This window comes from Glaciibacter kafniensis (assembly GCF_039538945.1).
GTDB lineage: Bacteria > Actinomycetota > Actinomycetes > Actinomycetales > Microbacteriaceae > Cryobacterium > Cryobacterium kafniensis.
On the sequence record NZ_BAABCN010000002.1, the window covers coordinates 116184 to 135167 of the forward strand.

Sequence of the window (18984 nt, forward strand, 5' to 3'; positions counted from 1 at the left end):
TGTTCACACGTTCGTTTGGCGATAGGAATCTCAATGTCTGCACTTTGTCGAGTGGTTATTATCGGCGCCGGGTATGCCGGAGTCATGGCCGCGAACAGGCTTGCCGGAAACCAGCGATTGTCCGAATCCATCAGCGTTACCGTTCTCAACCCGGTTGCCGATTTCGTGGAAAGAATCCGCCTTCATGTGGTCGCGGCCGGAAGTCGAGACTCCGCGGCTGTGCCGATGTGGTCTCTTCTGCATGAGCGTGCAGACCTGGTCGAAGGCACGGCTTCGCGTATTGACCCTGAACGGCGCACAGTGCACGTGTCAGGCGATCGCGCCCCGCTCGACTACGACGTTTTGCTGTACTCCGTGGGCAGCACCCAGGCATCGAGCAGCATTCCGGCAGGCGCGTATGGGCTGAAGGATTCCGAGGATGCACACCGTTTGCGGGCCAGGCTTTCACAACTAGAGCGGGGCGCAACCGTCAGCATCATCGGAGCTGGCCTGACCGGTATTGAGGTTGCTTCCGAAATCGCGGAAAAGTATCCGCAACTGCGGGTGCGTCTTATCTCCCGCGGAGTCATTGCGGAGAGCCTCTCCGGATCCGGGCGACACGCGATAACCAAGAGGCTTTCAATGATCGGAGTTGAACTGGTGGAGAATACCGAGGTGCAACGGTGTGATGATTCTTCGGTTAGAACTTCGGGTGGTGACTCCCTGCGATCTGACTGCACGATCTGGACCGCAGGATTCAGCGCACCACACCTGGCACGGGACAGCGGACTGCCAACCGACGCGCTGGGGCGCCTCATGGTTGACGAGTCGCTGTCGTGCCCGCAGTACCCCGACATTTTCGGGGCGGGCGACGCCATCCAAGCCTCCCGCACGGTTGCAGGTCACCTGCGTATGAGCTGCGCAACGGCACTGCCGCTGGGAGCCCATGCGGCCGATAGCATCATCGCCCGCCTCGAAAAACGAGCTCCGGCCCCGCTTTCGGCGGGATACATGCTCAGGTGCATTAGCCTGGGGCGCAAGTCAGGGCTCATTCAGATCGTGCGCGCCGACGACCAGCCGCGCCGCGTCTTCATCCGGGGTCGCCTCGCTGGACTGGCAAAAGAGCAGATCTGTCGCAAGACGCTTTCGTGGATTCGAGGCGAGCTTCGCAAGAACGGCTCGTACAGCTGGCCCCAGGGCCCGCGGTCGGTGGAAGCCCGATAAGGCCGTGGGATCCGCGGAGGTTTTCGAGGAACACCGTTCCCTGCTATTCACCATTGCCTACGAAATCACCGGAACAGCGACGGATGCGGAGGACGTCGTTCAGGACAGCTTTCTGCGATGGTCAGTGGTCGATGCAGACGCTGTCCACAATCCGCGGGCCTATCTGGCCAAGACCGTGACGCGCCAAGCGCTGAACTCCCTGAGGGCAGCTCAACGGCGCCGGGAAGACTACATTGGCCCGTGGCTCCCGGAGCCTGTGGCCACGGCCCCGGATGTCGCTGACAATGCGGTGCTGAGTGAATCGCTGTCATTTGCGATGCTCGTGGTGCTCGAGACGCTGTCCCCTGATGAGCGGGCCGTTTTCGTCCTCCGCGAGGTGTTCGACTTTCCGTATGCGGAGATCGCCGAAGCCACCGACAAGTCGCTGGCGGCCGTGCGTCAAGTGGCAAGCCGGGCCAAGGCGCACGTCCGCGCGCGGCAACCCCGCTTTGAGGTGGACGCGCGCCGGCAACGGGCGGTCGCTGACCGGTTCCTCACGGCGCTGCTCGGGGGCGACATGCAGTCCCTCATGGATGTGCTCGCCCCGGGAGCCGTGCTCCTCTCCGATGGTGGCGGAAAAGTTTCAGCAGCCCGCAAGCCTGTTATCGGTGCGGACAATATCGCGCGCTTCCTCGCCGGTATCGCCAGAACCCCGGTGCCCGATATGCGGGTTGAATCGTCATCTCTGAACGGGATGCCGGCCCTCATCGTTTACAGCGGCGACAGGGTTGACCTCGTCGCCCTTGTTGAATCAAGCAACGAACACGTTACCGGCATCTACCTCGTACGAAATCCGGACAAGCTCGGTGCGACCACCGGCGCGTCCCTCTCATGGAAGGGCAATCGCACTGATTGAGCCCGAGGTTCTCCTCGCGATGTCTGAGGAATAGGATCTCGCCATGGAAAGCAGGGAGATCGGAAAAAGCGAAGGCCAGAAACCGGCCACGGATGCTGCGGCACCGGGCGACGCCGCCTGGACACTACCGGAAGCCATGACCGGCAGGGCAAGCCCCGCGAAAGCGATGCTCGGCGACAAACCGGTCTTTGCTTACCTCGCGAGCCTGCCTCAGCCGCAGCGCGGCATCGCCGAAGCCATCGACGCGCTGGCGGCCAAGACGCTGCCTGACCTCCAGCGCTCCGTGAAGTGGGGCATGGCGTACTACGGCGTCGGCGACGGATGGTGCTTCAGCTGCGGCGGCTTCGCCGGCCACGTGAAGCTCATGTTTATCAATGGCGTGGCGCTCGAGCCGGTACCGCCGGTGACGCCGGTGGGGATGGGCAAGTCGACGCGGGGTGTGGAGCTTGAGTCCGTGGACGACCTCGACGAACGCCAGATCGCGGCATGGATGAAACAAGTCACGTCGGTGCCGGGTGTCGGCGGCAAGAAGCATTGAGCTCGCCGCAGCTGTTCTCAGGAAGCTTTTGCCGCTACTGGCATGCTGCATTGGAGATGGTGACGGCGAGGTCTGTTGGTCGACTCCACATCGGCCAGTGCCCGGTCGGGAGGTCCACAAGTTCGAGGTCGCGGAGGTTGGCGACTTCCGCCATCATCGGATTCCCTTCGCGAGCCATCTGCATTATTGCCTCTGAGGGGTAGGAGCAGGCAACGATGGTTGAGGGAACGTCTCGTCGCGACTCGTTCGTGAGGCGCACTGGAGTGCGCATGACGGTTGCGGGCTGCGGCACTGCCCGCTGACGGAACAGTTCGAGGTCTTCCTCGCTCAGCCCGTCGAGGCTGGCAACCAGTTGCTCGAACGATGGCAGTGGCGCCTCCCGTTGATCGGGTGGTACCGACGCATCAAAGACAGCACCATCGGCGGACGGACCGCTATCGACGTAGATGATCCGAGAGACCGCGGTGGGGTCCTCGTCCAGAAACACGGAGGCGGGGAATCCGGCGCCGCTGTGAACGACGAGGACGACGGGAGAGCCGTCGGCGCCAGCACCACGAACGGCTGAGCGCAGGGCGTCCACCTGATCGACCAGGCCCCGTGAAGTTCGATCAGGATCGTCGGGGTCGAGGCCCGGAAGGGTCATCGCGATGACATAGTGGCCACGGTCACGTAGTTCTGCCGCAACGGCGTCCCACGCCCACCCACCGAGCCAGTGGCCAGGGACGAGAACGAGAGATGTGAGGGTAGGTGCATTTGTTTCCATGTGCTCATGTTCCTCCGGACACACGTCAACGGCTTGTCACTATTACTGTCACCATTTCTGAGAAAATAGCAGAGTGAATCGAACCGAGCGCCTCCATGCCCTCACCGAGTCGTTGCGTCGGGCCGGTGCTCGAGGCCGCACTGCGCAGCAACTCGCCGACGAATTCGAGGTGACCGTCCGCACGATCAAACGTGACATCACCGCTCTCGAGGCCGGCAGTCTGCCGGTCTGGGGGCGAACCGGTCCCGGCGGTGGCTACGGGTTGACGGAGATATCTTCTCTACCGCCGGTGAACCTCACTGCAGCGCAAGCGCTGGCCCTCACCGCTGCAGTGTCGGCGACCGCTCAGGCGCCATTCTCCGATTCGGCGCGCGCTGCAATTCGTAAAGTGCTTGACGTGCTGGATCCAGTGGCCCGCCGTCGAGCAGCTGAGCTGTCAAACCGAGTGTGGGTCGTCGTCGGCCCAGCGGCTCCCCGTCGAGTGATGTCTGTGCTTGAGCAAGCTACCGTCGACCAGCTCACCATCAACCTCACCTACACCGACGGGAGGGGCCGGAGAACGCAGCGCGAGATAGAGCCGATGATCTTCGCCCTCAACAGTGGTCGATGGTTCCTTGTTGCATGGTGCAGGCTCCGAGACGATGTCCGTTGGTTCGACCTGACCAGAGTTCAGAGCGCAACAGCAACCCGTCATCCGTGCACCGGTCACCAGGTCCACGAGATCGGCACCCCTCCCGAGCTGGCACGCCCGGTCGACCTCTGACCGATACCGATCACGTCAGCGGACCGGTGCGTACCGGGCGGCGATGATGCCCGAGTCGTGGCCCTGCACCCCGAGTAGTCTCAGGCCGATGGGATGCGGTGTACGCAGGCGAATCTCGGCGTTGCCCACCGTGAACGGATGGATGCCGGCGTGTATCCGATGAGTGTCGCGTTCCAGTCGAGCGGGCCAGAGAGCGTACGCGAGGCGACGTACTTGGGGAGCGCGTTGTAGTGCGCGGCGAAGCCACGGTCGTCTGTTTGCTTCGGCCAGTACTCGCGAAAGAACTCGTAGCTTTCCCTGCCGAGCAGCACTGCGTCGGCACTGAAGACAAGTTTGTCAGAGGCTCGCTGCACCCCCGGATCTTCCGGATCGAACCACTGCTCCATCTGGTCGAACACCCCGTCGAGAGTCATTTCAAAAGAAATCGTCACTTTTCCCATGTGCCGAGTATTCTCCGATCCACTCCGAAGGTCATGACCCTTGCGCCCACCTGCCCAGGCGCGCAGGTTCACCATGCCGAAATCCCAAGTGACATCTGATGATCGATCCGAACGGACCATCTAAGTCACAGGCCGGTGGCGCCCCGCCAGTGCGCGGCGGCCGAGCCGCTGGCATTCGTCGCCACGATCTTGACCGTAAAGAAGGTGCCGAGCCCGCTTGATCCGCAGCTGATCGGCACGCCGGCGACACCCGACGGACTCAGTCCGGAGGCGACCACTACGTAGCCCGACGTTGCTTGGACTTCGCTGTCCGTCATGGCGACATAGAGATCCACCGTCGAGGCGTCGGCGGCGGTCCAAGAGAAGTCCTTCACGACGACGTGGTTGCTCGTCATGTCAGGGCAGATGACGCTGTCACTTCCGACCCAGCCGAATGCGGTGAGGCGGGGCGGAATCTGAATAGCGGGCGGCTCGGGCGCTGGCACCGCGACTGGCTCGGGCGCTGGCTCCGCGACCGGCTCGGTTTCCGGCTCCGCAGCCGGTGGCTGCGCGGGTGACTGAGACTGCTCGTCGGCGGTGGGAGGGGGAGGAGGCGTCGGGGTCTCCGCCGCGTTGCTGGCGGTCGGGGCAGGCGTGCTCGTTGCAGTCGGACTCGGTGATGCGGATGGCGCCGAACTCGGCGGCGCAGAACTCAAAGCTTTGGACGAGGTCGCGCGTGCTGACGGCTCGAGTGCCGATAAAGCTCCACTGCCGATGAGGGGAAGGAGGAGCATCGCGGCGACGGTTAGCAGGACGATTGCGACGGCGATGAGGATGACGGTCCGCGTGCGAGCATAGACCCAGGTTTTCGGCCCCACGTTCATCCCCTCGCTAGATTCAACGTCGAGAGTCTAGACGGTGAGCTGTATTCGGTCATGTCGTTCTTCTCATCGACGGATTCAGTCACAATGCGCTGCGGGACGACTACAAGCCCCACTTCATCACTGAGGAATTGTCGAGACTTCTTTCGTTTGCGCCTCCGCGCGCGTAGGTTGAGTTATATCGCGTTTGCGACACAGGGGCCGCGGCGGAGACATCACGGAGGTGCAACTCATGAACTCGAAGCTCGCGACGAGGTGCAGGAGGTGGCAATCATGGACATCCTATTCGGGGTGCTGATCTCACTGGCGGTCATCGCCGCCATCTCGTGGATCGCCTTCTTCCTGATCGTGCGGACGCTGTATCGCCGCATCCGCCGCAGTCGCACGGTCAACGGGGCGGTGCTGAAGAGTCGCGCGCAGCTGAGTTGGGGTCCACGACGCAAGGTCTTCGCACTGCAAATGCAACTCGAGGAGGCGATCGACAGCGGCAGGGCGGCGATCGACCTCGCCGTTCGCAGCAACGGCCGTCGCGGCGACCTTCCCCGGCTGTTCCGGCGCATTGAGGCGGAGGGGACCGCCCTGCGGGCGCAGTTGCACCTGATGGAGAGCGAGACGGATTCCGGCGCACTGACCGATGAGCTCGCTGCAGCGGGCTTGGCGGTCGACCAGATCTCCGACATGATCCGAGAGCTGCGGGCATCCGTCGCCGACGGACTCAGCGACCCCACCGGGGCGGCACTCTCTTCCCTTCGTGCCGAGGTCGACCTGGAGGTGGCGGCCCTGCACGCGGGACTGGTGGAGTTGGCGCACCTGAATGGCGGCAACGTACGCGCCGACATCACCACCCAGTACCCATCAAATGATCGCTTCCCGACCAGAGGAGTCCAGTCATGAGCGACAACAGCGCACGGATGCGCACCATCTTTCGCACGAAGACCTCCAAGGCACTCAACCACATGGAGGACCCGCGCGACGCCCTCGACGACAGCTACGAGCAGCAGGTGAAGCTGCTCCACCAGGTGCGCCAAGCCGTCGCCGAGGTCGCCACGGCGAAGAAGCGCATCGAGCTGCAGGGCGAGGAGATGGGCGCGCGCTACGGGCGCTTGGGCGCTCAGGCTCTCGAAGCGATGGAGCAGGGGCGCGAGGATCTTGCTCGCGCTGCCCTCGAACGCCGCGCCGGGCTCGAAGGCCAGGTCGGAAAGCTGCAGGCGCAGCACAGTTCCCTGCAGAAGCAGATGTCCCAACTGCAGGAGCGGGAACATCGCCTGGCCGAGCAGATTGCCGCGTTCCGCGTCGAGAAAGAGACGATGAAGGCCACCTACAGCGCCTCCGAAGCACAGGTTCGCGCGAACGAGGCTGTTGCGGGGATCGGCGCGAACATGAACGATATCGGCGCCAGCCTCGATCGGGCGCGTGATCGCGTCGCCCAGATGCAGGCCCGCGCGCAGGCCACCGATGAGCTGCTCTCGAGCGGTGCCCTCCAAGACCTGACGGCGGCGCCGGATGCCGACATCGAGCGCCAACTGGCCGAGTTGGCGTCACGATCCGACATCGAGCGCCAACTGAAGGCGATGAGGGCTGCGGGCACCGACCGCGCCAGTACCACGGGGGCACCGAGTGATTCCTCCGACGGCTGGCTCGGTATCGGACAGGCGCCGACGCCGTAGTTGCATCAGGCAGTGGACAGGAGTTGCGAGACAGCGTGAGTGCGCGCTCGTAGAACGACCTTCAGGCTGTCTTCGGTGCGCCGAGCAAGAAGGTGCGCCGAGCAAGAAGGTGCGCCGAGCAAGAAGCAGGACGCTAGAGTCGGGTTCCTCTCGCTTCGAGCGCGTCGAGAAGGAGCTCTGTCGAATCAGCGAATACCTCTTCAGGGTCGGGGTATAGAACCCATGCGGATGCCTGTGCTGCCGGGAAAATGGCGGGGTCTAGCGCTGCATAGGTTCGCCTCTGGCCATCGCGGTCCGTTGTATTGGTGATCCATGGCGAGAATGCAGCGACGAGCCCGTGCCCCACAGTGTGGTTGTACACGGCCTGATAGGCGTGGCCGATTTCAGCGGGGGTGATGCCAGCCCGCAGGAGTTCCCGAAGGCACCAGTCGGTCAGGTGGAAGAGTTGAGGCTCGTCGTCTGCCTGGCCAGCCATAGCTTGGGCGAGGCTCGCATGGTCGCGGTATATTCGCCACCAGCTGCGCATGATCTCGCGCAGGTTGTCCCGCCATGGTGCATTCGCTGGTGGCTCCGCGATGTCGAGGAAGAGTTCGTCGATGAGCGTGGAGAGAAGCGCTTCCTTGTCGCGAAAATGCCGGTACATCGCAGTCGAATCGACACCAAGTTCAGCACCGAGGCGGCGCATCGTGAGCGCGGGCAGCCCTTCTTCGTCGCAGAGCGCTCTGGCCGCGTCAAGAATGCGCTGCCGATCGAGCCGCGCCGCGCCGCGCCGCGCGGGTCGTCCTGTTATAGCCATGACTGATCTTCTCATGAGCTTTCGGGGAGATTGCGTACTTATTACGATTCCGTCAACAACGTTGTCAACGTCGTTGACAAAGCCCTGAGTGTGGTGCCATTCTCTACTCCGAGCCGTCTTTGCCCTGAAAAACCGTCCGCATCGACCCTTATGAACCCGCCTATCGCTGTATGCGGAATGTCCAGGAAAGGACACACCATGACCACCGCTGCACCACAAAAGTATCGGCAGGAACTTCGCCGCTCGCTCTCGCTCTGGGGAAATCTTTCCTTGGTCGTATCAGCTGTCACCCCAGCCACCGGCGCATTCATCATCGCGCCAGTGCTCTTTGGACTCAACGGAACTGGAGCGGCCCTCACCTTCGTTATTGCGGCGGTCCTCGGTTTTGCTCTCGCATACTGTTGGGCCGAGCTCGGAGCTGCGTATCCGATCGCCGGGGGCGACTACTCATTTATCGCCCGCATTCTGGGCCGCGGCCCTGGGTTCGTCTCGCTTGTGCTCTCGGGGCCGGTGCAAGCAATCCTGATTCCCGCCGTTGTTGCGCTTGGGATGGCCGAGTACCTCAGCGTCATCATCAATCTCGACGCCAATATTCTCGGCGCCATCATCATCCTGCTTGGCACTGTCGTGGCGATCTTCGGGGTGCGGCTGAGTGCCGTTGCGGTGGGTGCTCTGCTCATTGTTGAGCTTCTCGCCGTAGTCCTCGTCACGGTACTTGGTTTCGTCAATAGCCAGCGCCCGATCAGCGTTCTGTTCAGCCCCGAGGTTTTTGCGGCGGATGGATCGGCTAGTCCGCTGACTTTCGGCGCAATCATCGCGGGCCTTGCAGTTGCAAGCTTCGCCTACAACGGTTTTCAGGGGGCGTTGGTGTTTTCAGAGGAGACGAAGGGGGGTGGACGCAACATTGCGCTCGCCGTTTTCGTCGCACTCGGTGTCGCAGTTGCATGTGAGGTTCTTCCCGTCGCCGCTGCGCTTCTCGGTTCGCCCAGTTTGACCGAACTCTCACACGCAGATCGTCCATGGCAGTACTTCCTCACCTCCATCGGCGGCGAGACGTTCAACACCATCGTCAGCCTCGGAATTGCCGTTGCAGTCCTCAATGCCGTCATCGCTCTCATGCCGTTCTTTGCGCGCATCCTGTACAGCTCAGGCCGTGACATGGCGTGGCCGGAGCCCGTCAGCAAGCTCGTCTCCACAGTGCACCCGCGCTTTGAGACCCCTTGGGTTGCGACAATCATCATCGGCGTCGGTGGGGCGATAATGATCCTGTTCACAGATATCGCCACCCTCACCACCTGGATTGGCGCGGTTCTCGCCGTTGAATTCATCCTTGTTGCGTTGTCGGCGATAGTCAGTCGCATCCGAAACCCGGAACTCAAGCGACCGTATCGAATGCCGCTGTGGCCAGCCGCTCCAGTTGTGGCAATCGTGATGGCCGTCGCGGTGTTGACCCAACAGAATCCCGCAGACCTTGCCGTCGCTGGAGGACTCGTCGTGCTTTCTGTTCTGTACTACGTCTTCTACCTTCGGCCGAGGAGGGCAACTCACATGATTTTGCTCGACCCGCCGGATGGTGAGGACGAAGACGAGCGTGCTCCGCGTGAGCGAACTCTTCAGCCATAGGACCCCAGTGCCGGACTCGGTGATACTTCTTTGATATGAAAGCATCTACATGACACGCCTGCGCCTTGAGGATGAACTCCGTGCTCGGATCGACGACATCTTCGCGCGATTCTTTGCGGAGGGAAAAGCCGGTCCCGGCCTCGCCTACGGGATTGTTCATGGCGGCCGCCTCGTTCACGGAGGCGGACTGGGAACGGCGGAAGGAGGGCAATGTCGAACGGTCGATGCGGATACAGTTTTTCGTATTGCATCGATGTCAAAGAGTTTCACCGCGGCCGCAATTCTCATCCTGCGCGACGAGGGCAAGCTGAGTCTTGACATGCTCGTCACGGATTTTGTTCCGGCGCTGCGTGCGGCACCCGGACTTCCCTGGGATGCGCCGGAACTCACGATCCGGCATTGCCTCACGATGAGCGCCGGCCTGCCAACGGATGACCCCTGGGCTGATCGCCAAGAATCACTGACGCGGGCCGAGTTCGATGCAATTCTCGCCGCGGGAGTTCACTTCATTGATGTACCTGGTGTGCGCTTCGAGTATTCCAACCTCGGCTTCGCGCTTCTTGGCCGTGTCATCGAGGAACTGAGCGGTCATCCCCTCGCCGACTACCTGCGTATTCGAATTATCGAGCCCCTGGGGCTTCAGTCCACCACCTATGATTTTGAGCGTGTTCCAAGCCCCCGTCTTGCGCACGGACACCGGAAGGGCCCAAGCGGGTCGGTTGTAGTGCCGTTTTGTTCTCCTGGCGCATTTTCTGCCATTGGGGGAGTGCTCTCGAGCACCTCCGACATCGCGCGTTGGATGCACTGGCTGGGAAGAGCGTTTCTCCCCGAAGACGACCGCGATAATTCCGTACTGAGTAGGGCGTCTCGCAGAGAGATGCAACAGTTCCATCGCTTTATCCCTGCGAGTGCAGGGGCAGACCCAGCTCCGGATGTCGATAGCTCGACAGCGACGGGCGCACACACGATCGCCCATGGTTACGGATACGGCCTCTTTATCGACGAGCATCCGCGGCTTGGAACCTTCGTGCAACATTCCGGCGGCTATCCGGGCTTTGGTTCGCATATGCGCTGGCACAGCAGAACAGGATGGGGCGTCGTTGCCTTTGGAAACTGCACGTATGCTCCCGTCTCGACACCGGCCGAAGAAGCATTGACAACGCTGATGGCCGACCTCGATGCATCCGCGCCGGAGGAGCCAGCTTGGGAAGCGCTTGCAGATGCTCGTGCGGCGCTCGAAGCGGTACTCACCGGGAAAGACGATTCTCACGTGAATCCGATGTTCTCGCCAAACATTCTTCAAGATGAGCCTGCAAGTGAGCGCCTGGCTGCCATAAGAACGGTGCTCGCCGAAGTGGGGGCACTCAGTAAAGGCGATGCCCTTCTTGTGCGAGCTCCCACTGCAGCGCGACTGGTGTGGGTGCTCCCTGCCGAGCGCGGCCGTGTGCGCCTTGAGGTTCGTCTCACTCCAACAACGCCTCCGCTCATTCACAGCTACTGGGTTCGTGCCCAGCCGTCGGGCCCGGCAACTCAGGAATAACTCAGCACGTGCTCTCGCCTGCAATGTCCTGCTCCGTTGCATCTACGAGCCTCCGGCCAGCCATGCGGCCGAGCGAGCTCGAGGTGGCAAAAGGTTTACGCACTCACTTCGGAGCGGTGTGAGAATCGCTTCGGCAAGATCTTCGTCGATCAAACCCCCGAGGGGCCTCACCGATTCGGCGATGCCCTTCGGGGTCGTCCAGCAGCTCCGACATCAGCGAGCGAGCCAGCCACGCGAAGCGCGGCGTTTGGAATATATGCGGTGCTCACTGGGTTGTGAGGTGTATGCCCAATTGGAACACGCCGATTATTGAGGAATTCCGTGCGAACGACGGGAAGGTCGGCGGCCACTTCGCCGGGGCCCCGATCGTGCTGGTGCATCACCGCGGACGCAAGAGCGATCGCGAGTTCGTCACACCGATGATGTACCTGGCCGACGAGCAATCGGACACCATTTATGTCTTTGCCTCGAAGGCGGGCGCACCCACGAACCCAGACTGGTATTTGAATTTGGTTTCTGCCGGCCAGGGAAAAGTTGAGATCGGCGTCGAGAGCTACCCCGTCACAGTGCGCGATCTGACGGGCGAGGAACGTGATCGGGTCTATGCCGAGCAGGCGCGCCGCTACCCGGGATTTGCAGAGTATGCGGCGAAGACCGCCGGCATTCGCACAATCCCCGTTTTGGCGCTCAACCGCGCATAGCCACCGTGCTCATCGCGTTTCGAGTGACCTCGGATCGCACCCGGGAATCGACCTCGGCGAATAGCAGTTCAGTGAGTATCATCGAGGCGAGTCGGAGGTGTCGGGCATGCGCAAAATCGTTGTGTACGAGTTGGTATCGCTCGACGGGGTTGCCGAGGACCCAGATAGTTTCTTCGCGGATTGGGACGACGCTATGGACGCCAACCTTGCCGCAGTGATCGCGACACAGGACGCGGTCATTCTCGGCCGCCGGAGCTATGCCGAGTGGGCAGAGTTCTGGCCGAACAGTCAGATTGAGCCATTCGCGACATTCATTAACGGGGTCACGAAGTACGTCGCGACATCAACGCCCCTTGACCGAGACTGGGCCGATGCGACGGTGATCGGCGGCGAGCTCATCGATTTCGTTCGAGAACTCAAGCAACAGAGCGGCAGCGATGTCGGCGTGCATGCAAGTATTTCGGTCGCGCAGTCGCTGCTCGCCGCCGACATTGTCGACGAACTCAGGCTCGTGATAGCGCCGAAGATCGCCGGCCGCGGACGACGCCTCTTCGATGGCTTGTCGTCAATTCAGCTCGAATCGATCCGAAGCGAAATGTCGCCGACTGGTTATCTGCTCGTCGACTATCTTGTTGTCCGCTAGCGCGGATTCGAGCCACCCATGATGCCGGGACTGCCCGTATCGATGTCGCAATCTGTGTCGCACCGCGCGAGACGGTCACGGCTGCCAGAGATGCGTGTGTACCGTTCAACCTTGGTCGCCGGACGTTCACGCCCGGACCACGTCACCGGACGCGAGCCCCGCGATTGTCGCGGCGCACCTGTCTCGGTGCTCGCCCGCCGAGAAATGACGCGCCGGCATCCACCAGGAATCCCTGGCTCAGCGCCTGGCGGCCGATGAGCATCCGGAAGCCCATCTGGTCGCGGTTGCTCAGCGTCGTCTCGGCCGTGATCGTGCGTCCGAAGAGTGCGATATCGAGCAGCACGACGATGCGTTCCTCGCTGTGCCCCGAGGAACTGCGTACCACGCGCCGATCATGCACCGGGCATTCGACAACGGCAACGTCGTTCTCGGATAGCTGCCAGGGGTGCACCCGAAAGCGCACCCAGTCGATGGCTGCGCCATCCGTTTCGTCTGCGTTGTCCGCGTCGTTTGGGCGCACGAATTCCTCGACGTCGAAGGCGTGCAGGGCCGAACTGCGTGCGCCGGTGTCGAGCTTCGCTTTGATCCAGGGCACGTCGATGCCGGGTAGGCCGACCCACTCTCGCCAGCCCGCAATGGTGGTTGAATAGATCGGTTCGCTCACTCGTTTATTTTGGCAGGTTCACCGATGAAATTGGCTATCCTCTCGCGTGCCCCACAGGCGTATTCGACCCAGAGGCTCAAAGCGGCAGGATTGCAGCGCGGTCACCAGGTGAAGGTGCTGAACACGCTGCGCTTCGCGATCGACCTGTCGGGCCCCGAGCCTGACCTGCAGTACCGCGGCCGGCTGTTGTCGGACTACGACGCCATCCTGCCTCGCATCGGCAACTCGATCACCTACTTCGGCACCGCAGTCGTTCGCCAGTTCGAGCAGATGGATGTCTACACACCGAACACCGCGAACGGCATCACCAACGCGCGCGACAAGCTGCGGGCCAGCCAGATTCTGTCCCGGCACGACATCGCCATGCCCGCGACGGCGTTCGTGCACAGCCGCGCCGATGTGCGCCTGGCCATCGAACGAGTGGGCGGCGCCCCCGTGGTGATCAAGCTGCTCGAGGGCACCCAGGGCATCGGCGTGATCCTCGCGCCGGAGGTGAAGGTTGCCGAGGCGATCATCGAGACACTGCACTCGACGAAGCAGAACGTGCTGATCCAGAGTTTCATCTCAGAGAGCCGCGGTCGCGACATTCGTGCCCTCGTCGTGGGGGACCGCGTGGTGGCGGCGATGCGCCGGGTGGCAAGCGGCGATGAGTTCCGCTCGAACGTGCACCGTGGCGGCACGGTGGAGCCGGTCGAGCTGACCCCGGAGTATCACAGGGCCGCCGTGCGGGCCGCGCAGATCATGGGCCTGCGCGTCGCCGGTGTCGACATGCTCGAGGGCAACGACGGCCCCTTGATCATGGAGGTCAACTCGTCGCCGGGTCTCGAGGGTATCGAGCGGGCGACGAACCTGGATGTGGCCGGTGCGATCATCGACTACATCTCCGACCAGGTCGGCTTTCCCGAGATCGACGTGCGCCAGCGCCTGAGCGTCTCGACGGGATACGGCGTCGCCGAGATCATCGTCTACAGCAACGCCGATTTCGTCGGAAAACGGTTGGCCGACTCCGGGCTGGGTGAACGTGACATCACCGTGTTGACGCTGCACCGCGGGGCCACTGTCATGCCCAACCCCAAGGGTGATCTCGTGCTGGAGGCCAGTGACAGGCTGCTCTGCTTCGGCAAGCTCGACGAGATGCGCTCGATGGTGCCCGAACGCCGTCGGCGGCGCACCAAGGTGCGGAAGCTCCCGCAGGAGCCCATCCCCGCCGCCGAGGGGTAGCGCACCGGGGGAGGGCGCGCCGCTGGTGTCAGCCGCGGATCTGCTCTACCTCCGGAGTGTCTACACGTGATTACTCGGTGGTGGCAGGAGTTCGAACCCGGAGTTTTCCGTGCTCGATCCACGCCCTGAATGCGACCGCTTTGCCGAATCCGTCTCCGTCGAGTTCGATCTCCTCCGGCCGCGAGAAGCGCGCGGTGAATTCCGAGCCTGTTTCATAGCGCAGGTCGCCGTCGTTTTTCTGGTCACCCGCGAGAGCTCTGCCCGCCTTTGTCCGCCGAACAATTCCATTGGTCCAGGCCACTTTCACCCACACCCGTATCCATCCCAGTGCGCCGCCTGGCCGGATCATCATCACATCGAACAATCCGTCATCCAGAACAGCCTCGGGCATCAGCAAAATGTTGGCGGGCAGTGAGCCGCAGTTACCGAGAATAAGTGTGTGTACCGTCGCCCGCTTGGGCGCACCATTGTTGATTTGGAATCGCATATGGAGTTCGTCCGGGTCGCGCAACGACTTGACGATCGCTTTCACATACGCCGCCCACCCTGCCTTGTCCTTCAAGTCTTCGTCGGTATTGGTGATCATTTTCGCGTCCAGCCCCAAACCCGCCATCACCACGAATGCATGGTCATCGCGGGACTTGTCGTCTCGCTCGATACGAATCATGCCCACATCAATGGCGCGATCCATTCCGGTGAATGCGACGCGCACGCTTTCGTGCATGTCATTGAGGGTCATTTTCAGGTTGCGGGCGAGCAGGTTGCCCGTACCCGAGGGCAAAAGTGCGACGGGCACATCATGCCCGCGTACGGCCTCGACCACCGCGCGAACGGTGCCGTCGCCGCCAGCGACGATAACTAAGTCGACGCTGAGCGCGAGCGCTTCAGCGGTAACGCCCTGGCCAACGTCATCGACGGACGTTTCAAACCAGACGCTCTCTGCCCACCCTGCGGCAACAGCTTCGGCGTTCACAGCGTCCCGGAGCACGTCGATGTCGACCTTCACGGGATTGTAAATGACTGCGGCGGTTCGAGGCGTGGCATCACTCATCGGGACAGTGTAGATCAGGCAGTCCTTGTCAGCGCGTTTGCTTGAGGAATCAGCTCGACGAACCTCCACGTCGGACCACGCTGAATATTGCGCTGATGAGCAGCGGCGCATGCTCAGCGGTAGAGATGGGTGGCTGCGGCACACCCGCGCCATCGGGCGTAGCATGACTCAAAACCTACTTGTCATTGGAATTAGGGGGGACCAGTGAAGATCCCACGGCCACGCGGACCGGCGAGCGCTGCGTTAATCCAAGCCCTCAGCATGCACCCCGGCCAGGGAGACATTGGTCTGCTGCGCGACGCGGTACGAGTTGGCATCGATGGCACCGTCGATATCCTTCGCGACGAGGATCTCCAGCTCACTCTCTTTTGCCTCTACGAGTTGCACTATCTGGGCATCGAGACGGTCAGCGACGCCTGGGAATGGGACCCCGAGTTGCTCGCCATTCGTGCCACAATTGAAGATCCCTTTGAAGCTGCCCTGCGCGCGCGGGTACCCATCCCCGAGCTTCCCGCACAGACCTCGGACGCCGTCGCCGCGGCATTGTTCGCTTTGACCGCCGACGATTCTGGTCCGAGTCTCTCGCGATATGTCGCGAAATCGGCCACCGTTCTTCACTTGCACGAGTTCTTGATACATCGATCCATTTACCAGCTGAAGGAAGCAGACCCTCACAGCTGGGCAATACCGCGCCTGCGCGGCCGCGCGAAGGCCGCCCTGGTCGAGATCGAAGCCGACGAATACGGCGGGGGCCGACCGGAACGGATGCACTCGACGATCTTCGCTGGGACGATGCGAGGACTTGGGCTGGACAGCGTCTACGGCGCCTATCTCGATCACGTTCCCGGGCTGACCCTGGCGTCGACGAACATGATGTCGTTGTTTGGGTTGCACCGGAGGTTGCGCGGCGCTATTGCGGGCCACCTCGCCGCATTCGAAATGACCTCCTCTATTCCCAACCGCTTGTACGGCAACGGGTTTCGTCGGCATGGCTACGACGACGACGTCACCTGGTACTTCGACGAACACGTCGAAGCGGATGCGGTGCATGAACAAATCGCCGGCCATGACCTCGCCGGTGGACTGGTCGAGTCAGAGCCAGAACTACTCCCTGATGTGTTCTTCGGCGCGGCAGCTTGTCTGACCGTTGACGGATGGGTCGCCGAGGGTATCTTGACGGCTTGGACCGCTGGTGAATCATCCCTACGCGTGCCCATACCGGATGCCGGTTAGGTCGTGCGCGCAGACGTCACCCGGTTAGACGCAGAGTATGTACTTCCCATTCGGTGGGAGCAGGACGCCGCCCGGGAGCAGCTCACGACCTACCTGTCTTGGCTCTCGACTTACCTCGACATTACGGTCGTCGATGGGTCGCCGCAGCCGCTCTTCGACGCTCACGCACGCGATTGGGCTCCGTTTGCCCGGCACCTCGGAGTGGAACCCTGGCCCGGACGCAACGGGAAGGTTGCCGGGGTAATGACGGGCGTCCGGCATGCCCGCCACGAACTGCTTGTGATCGCCGACGACGACGTTCGCTACGACGAAGCGTCCTTGCGGCGGCTTGTCGGTCTGCTTGGTGCCGCCGACGTTGTACGTCCCCAGAATTACTTCTGCCTGCTGCCCTGGCATGCACGCTGGGACACCGCGCGAACCTTGATCAATCGGGCCATCGCTGTCGATTACCCGGGCACGCTGGGCGTGCGCAGATCCGCGCTCCTGGCCACCGGTGGTTACGACGGGGACGTGTTGTTCGAGAACCGTGAACTGATCTGTACCGTTCGAGCCTCGGGGGGCAGGGAGAGGCGCGCCAACGACCTGTTCGTTGCGCGGGTTCCCCCAACATGGCGTCACTTCATGAGTCAGCGGGTGCGCCAGGCGTATGACGATTTCGCCCAACCGGCACGCCTCGGAACCGAACTGATGATGCTCCCGCTGTTGGTCTGGGCGCTTCGCCGCTGGAAAACCACCGTCGGCATAGTCGCGGCCGCCTGCATTCTGGCGGAGACGGGCCGAAGACGCGAGAACGGCCGGTCAGTGTTTCCCGCGACCTCCCTTCTCTGGGCACCCGTTTGGGTTGTCGAACGCGCGGTCTGCATCTGGATCGCGCTGGGCATGAGAGCGACAGGCGGCGTTCGCTACGCTGGCGGCCGCGTCAAGCGTGCAGGCTCGTCGATGTCGTCTATTCGGCGGCGACAGGCCGACCGAACCATGAAACGGCAGGGGTAGCAAATGGCAGCGGGAAACCAACACGATGCGTCCGTGGTGCAGATTGTGCCCTGCGCCGACGGACCGCTTATCGTGCGCGGAGATTTCGAGATTCTCACGCCGGAGGGGGAGCCGGTGCCTCGGCGCCGGCAAACTGTCGCACTCTGCCGGTGCGGCGTATCGATGATCAAGCCATTTTGCGACGGCACCCACAAGGTGACCGGGTTCCGCACAGAACCTTCCGCACAAATCGAGGATCAGGCCGCGCGGCAGCCCGGCGAGGGGTAGAGGACGCGCCCGACTATGACTCGGTGCCGACTCACGAGAGTTGCGGTCGGTTCGCCTGTTCTTTCTCACGCGCCGCATTTGAGGTACGCTCACAATTGCGAGTTGTCCTTGCAGCAGAGATGAAAGGTCTTCGCCATGAACCTCTTACTCATCATCATCGTCATCGTCGCTGTTGTGCTCCTCATCACAGGCGGCTTCGTGCAATCCCTGCAGTTCCTGCTCTGGGTAGGAATCGTGCTTGCGATCATCGCTGTCATCCTCTTCATCTACCGGGCTATGACCGGCAAGAAGAACGTTTAGCCCGTCGTCGGACGCATCCTCGGGGACCGCGCCTCACGGCTGGACCCCTACTCGGTCGCCGCAATTAAGCGGCCGACTTCTGGCGCGTCTGTGAATGCAGTCGTGCCCGATCCGCCGCGTCTGCTCGAGGGTTCTGTGCTAACGCCCGAACAACGAGTCGATTGACCGGCTCAACTCGTAGCCGACCATGTCGCGTCCTGGCGAGAATTGGTCTACGGTGATCTGACCAACAACGGGAACGGTCGGGCCGAGTGGCCGTGGTTGTTCCCTCACGATGAGGAGGATCCGCACAATGAAAGCCTCAGCAACGCTCAGCAAGAATCTGCAGTCAGTTCTGGTCGATCTGATCGAGCTGCACCTTCAAGGTAAGCAAGCCCACTGGAACATCGTGGGCACGAACTTCAGAGATCTGCACCTGCAACTCGACGAAATCATCGCCGATGTGCGCGAATTCTCCGACGACCTCGCTGAGCGGATGCGCGCGCTTGATGCAGTGCCGGACGGTCGCAGCGAGACCGTTACCAAGACGACTCATCTCCCGAAGTTTCCGTCTGGTGAGGTCGACACGACCAGCACCGTGGACCTCATCACCGAGCGCCTCGACGCAACCGTCGCCAACATTAGAAAAGTGCACGATGAGGTCGATGAAGAAGACCCGACGACGGCGGACATCCTGCACACGTTCATCCACAAATTGGAACAGTATGCGTGGATGGTGAGCGCCGAAAACCGCAAACCTCACCGGGCTTCTTCGAAGTCCACTCACAAATAGCGGCATTTCAGCACGCACCCTCATCGGCGTTTGAGGCGGAGGTCCACCCCA

22 protein-coding genes are annotated in these 18984 nt (G+C 62.2%); 16 read left to right on the forward strand and 6 right to left on the reverse strand.

The window, feature by feature from the left end; genetic code table 11:
* Positions 1-33: 33 nt before the first annotated feature.
* From ABD791_RS00990 to ABD791_RS01000, 3 genes are read left to right on the forward strand one after another with little or no spacing between them, the layout of a single operon-like run.
* Positions 34-1203: an NAD(P)/FAD-dependent oxidoreductase gene (locus ABD791_RS00990; protein ID WP_345064418.1), complete on the forward strand. Its 1170-nt coding sequence runs from the start codon at positions 34-36 to the stop codon at positions 1201-1203.
* Positions 1204-1207: 4 nt separating this feature from the next.
* A complete protein-coding gene (locus ABD791_RS00995) occupies positions 1208-2098 on the forward strand; it encodes an RNA polymerase sigma-70 factor (protein ID WP_345061394.1) in 891 nt (296 codons plus the stop codon).
* 43 nt (positions 2099-2141) lie between these two features.
* A complete protein-coding gene (locus ABD791_RS01000) occupies positions 2142-2636 on the forward strand; it encodes a DUF1801 domain-containing protein (protein ID WP_345061396.1) in 495 nt (164 codons plus the stop codon).
* A gap of 34 nt (positions 2637-2670) precedes the next feature.
* Here ABD791_RS01000 and ABD791_RS01005 read toward each other — a convergent pair whose 3' ends face one another.
* The gene (locus tag ABD791_RS01005; protein WP_345061398.1) at positions 2671-3399 is read right to left on the reverse strand and encodes an alpha/beta fold hydrolase; all 729 of its coding nucleotides are present in this window, start codon (positions 3397-3399) and stop codon (positions 2671-2673) included.
* 73 nt (positions 3400-3472) lie between these two features.
* Here ABD791_RS01005 and ABD791_RS01010 point away from each other — a divergent pair, with 73 nt between their 5' ends.
* A complete protein-coding gene (locus ABD791_RS01010; RefSeq protein WP_345061400.1) occupies positions 3473-4162 on the forward strand; it encodes a helix-turn-helix transcriptional regulator in 690 nt (229 codons plus the stop codon).
* Positions 4163-4242: 80 nt separating this feature from the next.
* Here ABD791_RS01010 and ABD791_RS01015 read toward each other — a convergent pair whose 3' ends face one another.
* Positions 4243-4602 carry a dihydrofolate reductase family protein gene (locus tag ABD791_RS01015; RefSeq protein WP_345061402.1) on the reverse strand — a complete coding sequence of 120 codons (360 nt, stop codon included), beginning with the start codon at positions 4600-4602 and terminating at the stop codon, positions 4243-4245.
* A gap of 125 nt (positions 4603-4727) precedes the next feature.
* Positions 4728-5087 carry a hypothetical protein gene (locus tag ABD791_RS01020; protein ID WP_345061404.1) on the reverse strand — a complete coding sequence of 120 codons (360 nt, stop codon included), beginning with the start codon at positions 5085-5087 and terminating at the stop codon, positions 4728-4730.
* A gap of 648 nt (positions 5088-5735) precedes the next feature.
* Between ABD791_RS01020 and ABD791_RS01025 the strand changes: the two genes are divergently transcribed.
* Together ABD791_RS01025 and ABD791_RS01030 are read left to right on the forward strand one after the other, a co-directional pair.
* Complete coding sequence (locus ABD791_RS01025) at positions 5736-6356, forward strand: hypothetical protein (RefSeq protein ID WP_345061406.1); 621 nt, start codon at positions 5736-5738, stop codon at positions 6354-6356.
* Positions 6353-7129: a PspA/IM30 family protein gene (locus ABD791_RS01030; RefSeq protein WP_345061408.1), complete on the forward strand. Its 777-nt coding sequence runs from the start codon at positions 6353-6355 to the stop codon at positions 7127-7129. Before ABD791_RS01025 ends, ABD791_RS01030 begins: the two co-directional genes overlap by 4 nt.
* Before the next feature lie 133 nt (positions 7130-7262).
* Here the strand turns inward: ABD791_RS01030 and ABD791_RS01035 are convergent, their stop codons facing one another.
* Positions 7263-7925 carry a TetR/AcrR family transcriptional regulator gene (locus ABD791_RS01035; RefSeq protein WP_345061410.1) on the reverse strand — a complete coding sequence of 221 codons (663 nt, stop codon included), beginning with the start codon at positions 7923-7925 and terminating at the stop codon, positions 7263-7265.
* 198 nt (positions 7926-8123) lie between these two features.
* Here ABD791_RS01035 and ABD791_RS01040 point away from each other — a divergent pair, with 198 nt between their 5' ends.
* The 4 genes from ABD791_RS01040 (at position 8124) to ABD791_RS01055 (ending at position 12432) form a co-directional block, all read left to right on the forward strand.
* On the forward strand, positions 8124-9548 hold the full coding sequence (locus ABD791_RS01040) for an APC family permease (protein WP_345061412.1): 1425 nt from the start codon (positions 8124-8126) through the stop codon (positions 9546-9548).
* Between the two features lie 49 nt (positions 9549-9597).
* Positions 9598-11088 carry a serine hydrolase domain-containing protein gene (locus ABD791_RS01045; RefSeq protein WP_345061414.1) on the forward strand — a complete coding sequence of 497 codons (1491 nt, stop codon included), beginning with the start codon at positions 9598-9600 and terminating at the stop codon, positions 11086-11088.
* 284 nt (positions 11089-11372) lie between these two features.
* Positions 11373-11789, forward strand: coding sequence for a nitroreductase/quinone reductase family protein (locus ABD791_RS01050; RefSeq protein WP_345061416.1), 417 nt, complete (start codon positions 11373-11375; stop codon positions 11787-11789).
* 106 nt (positions 11790-11895) lie between these two features.
* On the forward strand, positions 11896-12432 hold the full coding sequence (locus tag ABD791_RS01055; RefSeq protein ID WP_345061418.1) for a dihydrofolate reductase family protein: 537 nt from the start codon (positions 11896-11898) through the stop codon (positions 12430-12432).
* Positions 12433-12574: 142 nt separating this feature from the next.
* On the opposite strand, the gene ABD791_RS01060 is transcribed toward ABD791_RS01055, so the two are convergent.
* Entirely contained in the window at positions 12575-13096 is a 522-nt protein-coding gene (locus ABD791_RS01060) for an ATP-dependent zinc protease family protein (RefSeq protein ID WP_345061420.1), read from the reverse strand.
* 24 nt (positions 13097-13120) lie between these two features.
* Here ABD791_RS01060 and ABD791_RS01065 point away from each other — a divergent pair, with 24 nt between their 5' ends.
* Positions 13121-14317 (forward strand): RimK family alpha-L-glutamate ligase, encoded by a 1197-nt coding sequence (locus ABD791_RS01065; protein ID WP_345061422.1) that lies wholly within the window; start codon positions 13121-13123, stop codon positions 14315-14317.
* 70 nt (positions 14318-14387) lie between these two features.
* Here the strand turns inward: ABD791_RS01065 and ABD791_RS01070 are convergent, their stop codons facing one another.
* On the reverse strand, positions 14388-15368 hold the full coding sequence (locus tag ABD791_RS01070; protein ID WP_345061424.1) for a diacylglycerol/lipid kinase family protein: 981 nt from the start codon (positions 15366-15368) through the stop codon (positions 14388-14390).
* 204 nt (positions 15369-15572) lie between these two features.
* On the opposite strand from ABD791_RS01070, the gene ABD791_RS01075 reads away from it, so the two are divergent.
* From ABD791_RS01075 to ABD791_RS01095, 5 genes are all read left to right on the forward strand, one after another.
* Complete coding sequence (locus ABD791_RS01075) at positions 15573-16601, forward strand: iron-containing redox enzyme family protein (protein ID WP_345061426.1); 1029 nt, start codon at positions 15573-15575, stop codon at positions 16599-16601.
* A 3-nt stretch (positions 16602-16604) separates the two neighbouring features.
* Positions 16605-17594: a glycosyltransferase family 2 protein gene (locus ABD791_RS01080; RefSeq protein ID WP_345061428.1), complete on the forward strand. Its 990-nt coding sequence runs from the start codon at positions 16605-16607 to the stop codon at positions 17592-17594.
* A gap of 33 nt (positions 17595-17627) precedes the next feature.
* The gene (locus tag ABD791_RS01085; RefSeq protein WP_345061430.1) at positions 17628-17861 is read left to right on the forward strand and encodes a CDGSH iron-sulfur domain-containing protein; all 234 of its coding nucleotides are present in this window, start codon (positions 17628-17630) and stop codon (positions 17859-17861) included.
* A 135-nt stretch (positions 17862-17996) separates the two neighbouring features.
* Positions 17997-18161, forward strand: a complete 165-nt coding sequence (locus tag ABD791_RS01090; RefSeq protein WP_345061432.1) for a hypothetical protein — start codon at positions 17997-17999, stop codon at positions 18159-18161.
* Positions 18162-18453: 292 nt separating this feature from the next.
* Positions 18454-18933 carry a Dps family protein gene (locus ABD791_RS01095; protein ID WP_345061434.1) on the forward strand — a complete coding sequence of 160 codons (480 nt, stop codon included), beginning with the start codon at positions 18454-18456 and terminating at the stop codon, positions 18931-18933.
* Positions 18934-18984 lie beyond the last annotated feature (51 nt).